Source organism: Pseudomonas sp. PB105, from assembly GCF_009764655.1.
In the GTDB taxonomy this organism is placed as follows: Bacteria; Pseudomonadota; Gammaproteobacteria; order Pseudomonadales; family Pseudomonadaceae; genus Aquipseudomonas; species Aquipseudomonas cyclaminis.
In genome coordinates this window covers 1-10,435 of sequence record NZ_RWIO01000062.1, presented here as the reverse complement: position 1 = coordinate 10,435, position 10,435 = coordinate 1, and the positions used below count along the sequence as shown (strand labels likewise).

Genomic DNA, 10,435 nt, shown 5'->3' with positions numbered 1-10,435 from the left:
TTTTTCTGAAAAAACGCGGTGGCTTTGATGGGGCTGCTTCGCAGCCCAGCGCGGGACAAGCCCGCTCACCACAACAGCCCATTTGCCATAGATTCAGCATCCACGGGAAGTTGTGTAGATACCTATGCCCCGATAGCGGTTAGGTCAACTCGCGGGCGAGGAACGGCGCGGTCCGGCTCTTCTTGTTCTTGGCAACTTTTTGCGGCGTGCCGCTGGCAACGACTTGCCCGCCCAAATCCCCTGCCCCAGGCCCGATATCGATTACCCAGTCACTCTGGGCCACCACGCGCATTTCATGCTCGACCACCACCACGGTGTGCCCTGCATCCACCAAATGATTGAGCTGGCTGAGCAGGCGATCCACATCCCGTGGATGCAGCCCGGTCGTTGGCTCATCCAACACATACAAGGTCGCGCCACGGGCATTGCGTTGCAGCTCGGTGGCCAATTTGATGCGCTGCGCCTCACCACCGGACAGTTCGGTGGCAGGCTGGCCCAGCCTCAGGTAACCCAGTCCGATATCCCGCAGCACCTGCAACGAGCGCAACACCCCTGGCTGCTCGGCAAAGACCTCGACGGCCTGCTCGACGGTCAAACCCAGCACCTGAGCGATGCTCAGGCCTTGCCATTTGATTGCCAAGGTCTCGGGGTTGTAGCGTGCGCCGTGGCAGGTCGGGCACGGTGCGTACACGCTGGGCATAAACAGCAACTCGACGCTGACAAAACCTTCGCCCTCGCAGTTCGGGCAACGGCCTTTGGCAACATTGAAGGAGAACTGACCCGCATCGTACTGGCGCTTCTTGGCTGCCGGCGTGGCGGCGAACAGTTTGCGCACGTTGTCGAACAGCCCGGTGTAAGTCGCGAGATTCGAGCGCGGCGTGCGGCCAATGGGTTTCTGATCCACCTGCACCAGGCGGCGGATCTGTTCCAGCCCGGCGCTGATCTGCCCGCCACTGGTTTGCGGCGTGTCATCTTCCAGGCTCGGTTCTTCGTCGTTTTCCACCACGCGCCCGAGGCCACTGCCTACCAATTCCAGGAGCGCCTGGCTGACCAGGCTGGACTTGCCCGAGCCGGAAATCCCGGTCACCGAGGTGAAGCACCCCAAGGGGAAATCCACGCTCAGGTCGTTGAGGTTATTGCGCGTCACGCCTTCCAATTTCAACCAGCCGTTGGGTTCGCGGCGAGCTGGATCTACCGCGTGCCGCTCGGCAAACAAATACTCACGGGTCTGGGACGCCTGCACATCCGCCAACCCCGCAGGCGGCCCGCTGTACAGCACATGCCCGCCATGCTCACCGGCAGCCGGGCCGACGTCGATCAGCCAGTCGGCGCGGCGCATGGTTTCCAGGTCATGCTCCACCACAAACAGTGAATTGCCTGCGGCCTTCAGGCGCTCAAGCGCGCTGAACAACGCCTCGCCATCCGCCGGATGCAAGCCCGCCGAGGGCTCATCCAGCACGTAGATCACCCCAAACAACTGCGAGCCCAATTGGGTGGCCAGGCGCAGACGCTGCAACTCCCCGGACGACAAGGTCGGCGTGCTGCGCTCCAGGGACAGATAACCCAAGCCCAGTTCGATCAAGGTGCTGACCCGCTCCAGCAGGTCCTGGGCGATACGCTGGGCGGCCAGGCGTTTCTCCACCGACAGCTTCATCGTGTCCTGCCCCGCCGCCACCGGCCGCAGCAGGTCGGCCAACTGCGCCAACGACAACTGGGATAACTCGCCAATATCCACCCCGGCAAACTTAACTGACAGCGCCGCCTGGGTCAGCCGTTTGCCTTCACACAAAGGGCAGGCGCTGCCCTGCATGAACTGCGACACGCGCTTTTTCATCAGTGCGCTTTGGGTGTGGCTGAAGGTGTGCAGGATGTAGCGCCGTGCGCCACTGAACGTGCCCTGGTAACTGGGCTCCAGCTTGCGTTTAAGCGCCTCGCGGGTTTGCTCCGGGGTGAACCCGGCATACACCGGCACAGTGGGGGTTTCTTCAGTGAAGAGGATCCAGTCGCGCTGTTTTTTCGGCAGGTCGCGCCATGGGATATCCACGTCATAGCCCAGGGTCACCAGGATGTCGCGCAGGTTCTGGCCCTGCCACGCCAGCGGCCAGGACGCCACCGCACGCTGGCGGATGGTCAACGCAGGATCGGGCACCATCAGCGCCTCGGTCACTTCATACACGCGGCCCAGGCCGTGACACTCGGGGCACGCGCCTTGGGGCAGGTTCGGCGAAAAATCCTCGGCATACAGCATCGCTTGCCCCGCCGGGTAGCTGCCGGCGCGGGAGTAAAGCATGCGGATCAGGCTCGACAAGGTGGTGACGCTGCCCACCGAAGACCGCGCACTCGGCGTGCCACGCTGCTGTTGCAGGGCCACGGCGGGTGGCAGGCCTTCGATGCTGTCCACGTCGGGCACGCCGACCTGGTCGATCAGGCGCCGCGCATAGGGCGCCACCGACTCAAAGTAGCGCCGCTGGGCCTCGGCATACACCGTGGAAAATGCCAGGGACGACTTGCCCGAACCGGACACGCCGGTAAACACCACCAGAGCATCCCGGGGAATGTCCACGTCGACGTTTTGCAGGTTGTGCTCGCGGGCGCCGCGCACCCTGACAAAGCCTGGGCGCTGGGCAGTGATCGCAGGGATGTTGCGCTGTGAAGTCATGGTCAACCTTATCGTGCGGTGAGCACGCTGCGCACCCGTAGCGTCAGGGCTTCGGGACTGTAGGGCTTGCTCAGCAGATGAATGTCGGGGCTCAGCAGGTGGTTGCTGGAGAGGATGTCGCGGGTGTGGCCGGAGGTGAACAGCACCGGCACTGGAGGGGTTTGTGCGCGGGCCCAGGCGGCCAAGTCGGTGCTTTTAACGCGACCGGGCATGACCACGTCGGTAAAAATCAGCTCGGGTAGCAGGCCGGTTTTAAGCTTCAACATGGCCTGGTCGCCATCTTCGGCGGTGATGACCGTATAGCCCGATTGTTCGAGCACATCCACCACGGTCAGGCGCACGCCTTCGTTGTCTTCGACCACCAGGATGGTTTCCTGGCCGCCGACCGATTCGACCGGCTCGACTGACGCCTCAAGGCATTCCTCGCCCAGGCAGCGCGGGAAGTACAACTGCACCACGGTGCCCTGGCCTTCTTCGCTGCGGACGTCGACATGTCCACCGCTTTGGCGCACAAAGCCGAACACCATGCTCAAGCCCAGGCCGGTGCCGTGGCCGTCGCGCTTGGTGGTGAAGAACGGCTCGAACACCTTGGCCTGGATCGCCGGCGGCATGCCCACGCCGGTATCGGTGACCGCCAGGCGCACATATTCGCCGGGACTGATGCTTTTGCCGATGCAATCGCCAGGGTTAAGGATGATGTTTTCGCCACTGATGCGGATCACGCCCTCGCCTTTCATGGCATCGCGGGCATTGATCGCCAGGTTGAGCAGCGCATTTTCCAACTGGTTGCGGTCGACGTTGATGTGCCAGGAATCCTGGGGCAATTGCACATCGATATGAATGGTTTCACCCAGCGCACGCTGCAACAGTTCGCCAAGGCCAGCATAGATGCGTTGCGGGTTGTACACCGCCGGCGACAACGGCTGGCGCCGGGCAAAGGCCAGCAACTGCGCCGACAATTTGGCCCCGCGCTCCACCGCCGCAATGGCCGCGCTGACGCGGCGCTGCACCTGGGCGTTGTCCGGCTCATGGCGGGCCAGCAGGTGCAGGTTGCCGGCGATCACTTGCAGCAGGTTATTGAAGTCGTGGGCCACGCCGCCGGTGAGGCCGCCGATGGCTTCGAGTTTTTGCGATTGGCGCAACTGGTCCTCGGCAGCGGAGCGGGCCTGCACTTCAGCGGCCACCCGTTGTTCGAGGTTATGGGTAAGTTCCTGGCGCACCTGTTCAGACTTCACCAGTTCGGTGGTCTCGACCACAATCGCCAGCACCCCGGCCGGTTGCTGGTTATCGCCGGCGACGGGGCTGTAATACAAGTCCAGCCACACCGTTTCCGGCTGGCCATTGCGCAGCAGCACCAGGTCTTTGTTATTGAACGACAGAGTGCCGCCGGCCAGGCAGGTGTCCACCACGTGGCGATTGAAGTCGGCCACTTCCGGCCAGCCCAGCTCCACCGGCGTGCCCAGCAGGTACGGGTGCCGGCCACCGGCAAACGCCGAATAGCTGTCGTTGTAGATCATGTAACCGGCCCGCCCCCACAACATCACCATGGGTACCGGCGACGCGAGCATCATCTGCACGGTGCAGGCCAGGCTGGTGGACCACTGGTCAATGGGGCCAAGGTCGGTGGTCGACCAATCGAACGTACGAATACGCTGGGCCATTTCACCGGCCCAACCGTCACAGCCATGGGGGTTGGATAGAAATTGCATGGTTCGGCTCAGTGCAGAAGAGAGGACAGTCGCCATTTTTGGAGCTTACACGGCGCAGATGGTTTCATCTGGTATAAATTTGGGAGCACCTCAGTGAAAATCCCGGCTGCGCACGTGCATGCCGTCCAGCAATGGCGTGAGGTCGGTGAGACGCCCGGCAATCAGGTGCCGCACTTCGCCGACCGCTTCCCAGCGCCCGTCCACCTTGAGCAGCCGTGACCCCACCAGCGCCTGGCGCTGACGTTCGGCCAGGTCGCGCCAGACCACCACATTGAGGTTGCCGAACTCGTCCTCCAGGGTCACAAAGGTCACACCGCTGGCGGTACCTGGGCGCTGCCGCCCCGTGACCAACCCCGCGACACTCACATTGCGCCCATGCTCCACCGCCATCAGCTCGCGGGAACTGCGACAACGCCGCTGGCGCAACTCCTCGCGCAACAACGCCAGCGGATGTGGGCCGAGGGTGGTACCGACGGTGGCGTAATCGGCCTGCACGTCTTCGCCGACCGTCGGCGCGGGCAACGCGACCACAGCTTCGTCGGGGCTGGGCAGCCCGGCGAACAGCCCCAACTGTTTGTGCACCCCCGCCACGTCCCAGCGCGCCTGGTGCCGGTTGCGGGCCAAGGCGCGCAAGGCGCCGGCGTCGGCCAGCAAGGCCTGGGCGCGGGCATCCAACCCGGCGCGCTCGTCCAAGTCGGCAATATCGCTGAACTGCTGGCGTTGGCGCGCAGCCTCGATGCGTCGCCCATCCTCCTCACGAAACCCCGCGATCATGCGCATGCCCATGCGGATCGCCGGTTGCTGGCCGTCGATGGGTTCCAGGCTGCAATCCCAGTCGCTGGCCTGCACATCCACCGGGCGAATCTGCAAGCGATGGCGCCGTGCGTCCTGCAGGATCTGGTCCGGGCTGTAGAACCCCATGGGCCAACTGTTGATCAGCGCACAGGCAAATGCCGCGGGCTCGTGGCATTTGAGCCAGCAACTGGCGTAGGTCAGCAAGGCGAAACTGGCCGCGTGGGACTCGGGAAAGCCATAGCTGCCAAAACCCTTGATCTGCTCGAAAATCTGCGCGGCAAACTCTTCGGTGTAGCCGTTTTTCAACATGCCGGTGCGCAAGCGCGCCTGATGCGGCTCCAGGCCGCCATGACGTTTCCACGCGGCCATGGAACGGCGCAGCTGGTCGGCCTCGCCAGGACCGTAATCGGCGGCGACCATGGCGATCTGCATCACTTGTTCCTGGAACAATGGAATGCCCAAGGTGCGCTCCAGCACCGTTTTCAATTCCGGCGATGGATAAGTGGTGGGCTCTTCCTTGTTACGCCGTCGTAGATACGGATGCACCATGCCGCCCTGGATCGGCCCAGGCCGGACGATAGCGACCTCGATCACCAGATCATAAAAAGTCTGCGGCTTGAGCCGGGGCAACATCGACATCTGCGCCCGCGACTCGATCTGGAACACGCCGATGGTGTCGGCCTTGCTGATCATCGCGTAGGTGGCCGGGTCTTCCTTGGGGATTGTCGCCAGCGCCAGGTCGAGGTTGCGATGGCGGCGCAGCAGATCGAAGCAGCGGCGGAGCGCACTGAGCATGCCCAAGGCGAGGATATCCACCTTGAGCAGGCCCACGGCATCCAGATCGTCCTTGTCCCATTGAATGATGGTGCGCTCGGCCATGGCCGCGTTTTCCACCGGCACCAGGGTGTCCAGCGGGTATTCGGAAATCACGAAACCGCCAGGGTGCTGGGACAGGTGCCGGGGAAAGCCGATCAGTTGCCGGGTGAGCGTGAGCACCCGGCGCAGGATCGGGCTGTCCGGGTCGAAGCCGCCTTCACGCAGGCGTTCCAGCGGCGGCGCATCGTCACTCCAGCGCCCGCAGCAGTCGGCCAGCGCGTTGATCTGGTCCGGCGGCAACCCGAGGGCCTTGGCCACATCGCGCACTGCGCCGGCGGCGTGGTAGCTGCTGACCACCGCCGTCAGCGCCGCACGGGTGCGGCCATAGCGCTGGAACACGTACTGCAACACTTCTTCGCGGCGTTCGTGTTCGAAGTCCACGTCGATATCCGGCGGCTCGTTGCGCTCGCGGGACAGGAAGCGCTCGAACAACATATTCGTCAGGCTCGGGTTGATCTCGGTGATACCCAAGGCAAAACACACCGCCGAGTTGGCCGCCGAGCCACGGCCCTGGCACAGGATCGAGCGGCTGCGGGCGAAACGCACAATGTCATGCACCGTGAGGAAGTAGCTTTCGTAGCCCAGCTCGCTGATCAGTTCCAGTTCGTTGTTGATCTGCTGCAAGGTCTTGGCGTCGATACCGTGAGGCCAGCGCAGGGCGATGCCTTCTTCGGTAACGGCGCGCAGCCAGGATTTGGCGTCATGCCCTGCGGGCACCAGCTCTCGCGGGTAGTGATAACGCAACTGGCCGAGGTCGAAGGTGCAGCGGCGGGCGATGGCCAGGGTTTCATCAAGCAAGGCTTGGGGGTACAGCGCACTCAGGGCCTCAAGGCTGCGCAGATGCCGCTCGCCATTGGGGTGCAGGCGCGTGCCGGCTTCGGCCACCGGGACGTGATGGCGGATGGCGGTCATGGTGTCTTGCAGGGCGCGGCGGCCGCGCGCATGCATATGCACATCGCCGCAGGCCACTGCCGGGATATCCAGGCTGGCGGCCAGGCGCAGGCGCTGCTCCAGATAGCGCGCATCGTCCTGGCCGCAATGCAGGTGCACCGCCAGCCACAGGCGCTCGGCGAAGGTGCGGCGCAGCCATTGGATCGAGGCCTGGGTGTCGCTGTCGTCGGCGACCCAGAGCGCCAGCAGGCCATTGAGGGGTTGATCGAAGTCCTCGTGCAGCAGGCGATAGCGGCCTTTTTCGGCACGCCGTCGCGCCAGGGTGATCAAGCGGCATAGTTGCTGGTAGCCGCTGAGGTTTTCCACCAGCAGCACCAGTTTCGGGCCGTTTTCGATGTGCACTTCGCTGCCGATAATCAGCGGTAACTCCACCGCCTTCGCCGCCTGCCAGGCCCGCACGATGCCCGACAAGGTGCATTCATCGGTGATCGCCAACGCGCTGTAGCCCTGGCGTTTGGCCCGCTCGAACAACTCCAGCGCACTGGACGCGCCGCGCTGAAAACTGAAGTTGGACAGGCAATGCAGCTCGGCGTAGCTCATGCAAACCAGCCTTGCAGCCACAAGCCATCGCCCTGCCCCACGCTGCGATAGGCCCAGCCACGCTGGCCGGCGCGGGTCTGGATCAGGTAATAGTCGCGGCGGATATCGGCGCCGTCCCACCAGCCGGACTCGATACGTTCCGGGCCCATCAGGATCTGCACGCCCTGCTCGGCCAGCAAGGTGGGTGCGCTGAGCAGCCAGCCGGGGCGTTGCGCCTTGTTCAAGGTCGGGCATGGGCGACTGTCAGCGGTGGCTTGCCAGGCGCACTCCGGGCGGTGGTCGGCATGAAAACGCAGGCCTTGCACGGCCTCATCCCCCAAGCGTGCGCGCAGGCGTTCGCGCAGTTGCTCCCAGGGCAGGGTCTGTTGCGGGCGGTCGTCGAACAGGTCCTGGCGCTGCGGCACAAACACCGGCAGGTCCTGGGCCACCAGGCGAAAGCCGCGCACCGGTGCGCTGACTTGCACCTGCTCCAGGCGCCCACGGGCCAGTTCGAACAGCATCGCCGGTTCGCGCTCGGCGCTGAGCAGGCCGACCTTGATCACGCTGTCGGGGATCTGGGCGTGTTCCAGGTGCAGGTCGAAACGCTGCACACCACTGTCGCGTCCGCAGAGGAAGGCGGATAGATCACCGGTCAAGCGTCGCAGCGGGAACAGCAGCGCCTGGTGGGACTGCACGTCGAAATTCAATTCGATGCGCGCATCGAACTGGTCCGGCGGCTGGTAAAACCCCAGGGCCAGCGGGCGTTGCCCCGTCAATGCATCCAGGTGTTTGAGCAGGCCGGCATCAAACCGTCGCGCCAGGGTGTGCCGGGGCAAGGCTTGCACTTGGGCCAGGGTACGCAGGCCCATGCGTGACAAGGCGATAGCAGCCTGAGGTTCAAGGCCGGCGCGGTCGATGGGCAGCGGTGCCAGGGCCTGCATCAACGCCTCATCGTCGATGGCCATGCCATCGTAGATATTGGCCAGCACCCGCGCCGCCGCCGGGTTGGGCGCGGCGACGATGCGGTGACGAAAGCCCAGTTCGGTCAACTCCTTGCGCAAGCGCGCTTCAAACTGCGGCCAGGGCCCGAACAGGCCCAGGCTCGATTCGATCTCGAACAGCAACGCACGCGGGTAATGCACACTGACCTGGGAGCTGAAGCGATAGGCCCAGGCTGCCAGGAACTGCTGCCAGCGTTCGATTTCCACGGGGTCGTATTCGGCGCTGGCAAAGGTCTTGGCCAGGGCATGGGCCGCCGTCAGGGAAAGGCCCGGACGCAGGCCCAAGGCGCGGGCAGCCTCGTTGACGGTTTGCAGCACGCGCCGCTGCGGCGTACCGGCCAGCAGTGCGAGGGGTTGGTCGGGCTCGGGGTGCACACGCTGCACCCCGTCCAGCGCCAATTGCGGGAAGACAATACACACCCAGCGCATGGCAACCTCAATGCCCGGCCAGCGCAATCGGCGCCGGATGGGCCAAGCCGCCACGGCACTTGATCACCCGCACTTGCGCGGGTTTTGCCTCGACCGCCAGACGCAGGGCCGCAGGTGATGCGTTGATCGCCTCACTCAAGGCGCGCCAGGCAAACGCCAGGGTCTGGCCGGTTTCCGCCGCCACCTGCAAGCGCCGCAACGCCCGGTCATCGGCCTTGCGCGGCCAGCACAGCACCGCGCCGCAACTGCCGGAGCGCAGGCACTGCTCCACGGCCCACAGCGCATCGCGCTCCTCGGCCTGGATCACCGAGAGCTGACGCACATCCACGCCGGCGTTCTGCCACGCGTGGGGATACGGCGTGTAGGGCGGCGCCACCAGCACAATCCGCTCCCCCGCTTTTGACAAGCGTGCCAGGGTCGGCAGCACCAGTTGCAGTTCGCCGATGCCCTCCTTGGCCATAAGGATTTCACTCAAGGCCGATTCCGGCCAGCCGCCGCTGGGCAGCACCGCATCCAGCGCAGCCAGCCCGGTGGGATGAACACTGGCCGCAGGCGCGACCGGCCGGCCCTTCCAGACGCGACCGCCATTGAACAGCGCATCCAGGGCAACGACGGCACCCATCAGCCTTGCCTCACCAGGCCGCAGAACACCCCTTCGATGGCCAGGTCCTGGTCAGGGCCCACCACGATGGGTTGATACGCGGGGTTGCGCGGCAGCAGGCGCACGCGGTCGCCACTGCGTTCGAAACGCTTGATGGTGACTTCGCCATCCAGGCGCGCCACCACGATCTGCCCGTTCAACGCCTCGGCACTGCGGCGTACGCCGACCAGGTCGCCGTCGAGGATACCGTCTTCGATCATCGAGTCGCCCTGCACGCGCAGCAGGTAATCGGGGGTTTTCGCGAAGGTGCCGGGGTCGAGTTGCAAGCGGCTGTGCACTTCGGCATCGGCGCCGATGGGCAGGCCGGCGGCGACTCGACCGAGCACGGGCACGTCCAGCCATTCTGGGCGCGCGGGTTGGTTGAGCAGGCGGATACCGCGCGCCTGGTTGGGGTTGACCTCGATGAAGCCGGCTTCGGTCAGGGCCACGACGTGTTTACGCGCGACGCTGCGGGAGGCGAAGCCGAACGCCTCGGCGATCTCGGCGAGGCTGGGGGGCTGGCCTTGTTGCGCGATGCGGTCGCGGATGAAGGTCAGGATGGCGGTGCGGCGGGGGGTCAGGGTTGTCATGGAGTACATTTGTACTCTTGTGGGAAATTTCTTACAAGAGCCGGTAGTCGGGTTGGGTTGGGTTGGGTTGGGGACATATCCGTTATTTGGGTAATGGCTGATATTGGTTCCGCCCTTACGGCGGGTCACTTTGGAAAAGAGCCCCAAAGTAACCAAAGGGCTCTTGCCCCAACACTCGGCACCTCGCCTAGGCTCGGTGTGCCCTCACTCCGGCTTGAATCCGTGGGCCGCCGCGATGGGCCATCCTTGGCCCAGCGCGGCTAACC

6 protein-coding genes are annotated in these 10,435 nt (G+C 64.6%); all 6 read right to left on the bottom strand.

What is annotated here, in order from left to right:
* Window positions 1-139 precede the first annotated feature (139 nt).
* Window positions 140-2,659: an excinuclease ABC subunit UvrA gene (gene uvrA, locus EJD88_RS16490; protein WP_158878495.1), complete on the bottom strand. Its 2,520-nt coding sequence runs from the start codon at window positions 2,657-2,659 to the stop codon at window positions 140-142.
* An 8-nt stretch (window positions 2,660-2,667) separates the two neighbouring features.
* Window positions 2,668-4,368: an ATP-binding protein gene (locus EJD88_RS16485; RefSeq protein ID WP_158878494.1), complete on the bottom strand. Its 1,701-nt coding sequence runs from the start codon at window positions 4,366-4,368 to the stop codon at window positions 2,668-2,670.
* Window positions 4,369-4,458: 90 nt separating this feature from the next.
* Window positions 4,459-7,551: an error-prone DNA polymerase gene (locus EJD88_RS16480; RefSeq protein WP_218574070.1), complete on the bottom strand. Its 3,093-nt coding sequence runs from the start codon at window positions 7,549-7,551 to the stop codon at window positions 4,459-4,461.
* The gene (locus tag EJD88_RS16475) at window positions 7,527-8,939 is read right to left on the bottom strand and encodes a DNA polymerase Y family protein (protein ID WP_099583176.1); all 1,413 of its coding nucleotides are present in this window, start codon (window positions 8,937-8,939) and stop codon (window positions 7,527-7,529) included. Before EJD88_RS16475 ends, EJD88_RS16480 begins: the two co-directional genes overlap by 25 nt.
* Window positions 8,940-8,946: 7 nt before the next feature.
* Entirely contained in the window at window positions 8,947-9,561 is a 615-nt protein-coding gene (gene imuA / locus EJD88_RS16470) for a translesion DNA synthesis-associated protein ImuA (protein ID WP_099583175.1), read from the bottom strand.
* Window positions 9,561-10,178: a transcriptional repressor LexA gene (lexA, locus tag EJD88_RS16465; RefSeq protein WP_158878492.1), complete on the bottom strand. Its 618-nt coding sequence runs from the start codon at window positions 10,176-10,178 to the stop codon at window positions 9,561-9,563. The genes imuA and lexA overlap by 1 nt, the downstream gene beginning before the upstream one ends.
* Between the last annotated feature and the right edge of the window lie 257 nt (window positions 10,179-10,435).

Bases quoted from the DNA above. Each gene is read 5' to 3' on its own strand.
- uvrA (WP_158878495.1), bottom strand. From the start codon at position 2,659: ATGACTTCACAGCGCAACATCCCTGCGATCACTGCCCAGCGCCCAGGC.
- EJD88_RS16475 (WP_099583176.1), bottom strand. From the start codon at position 8,939: ATGCGCTGGGTGTGTATTGTCTTCCCGCAATTGGCGCTGGACGGGGTG.
- lexA (WP_158878492.1), bottom strand. From the start codon at position 10,178: ATGTACTCCATGACAACCCTGACCCCCCGCCGCACCGCCATCCTGACC.
- imuA (WP_099583175.1), bottom strand. From the start codon at position 9,561: ATGGGTGCCGTCGTTGCCCTGGATGCGCTGTTCAATGGCGGTCGCGTC.
- EJD88_RS16485 (WP_158878494.1), bottom strand. From the start codon at position 4,368: ATGCAATTTCTATCCAACCCCCATGGCTGTGACGGTTGGGCCGGTGAA.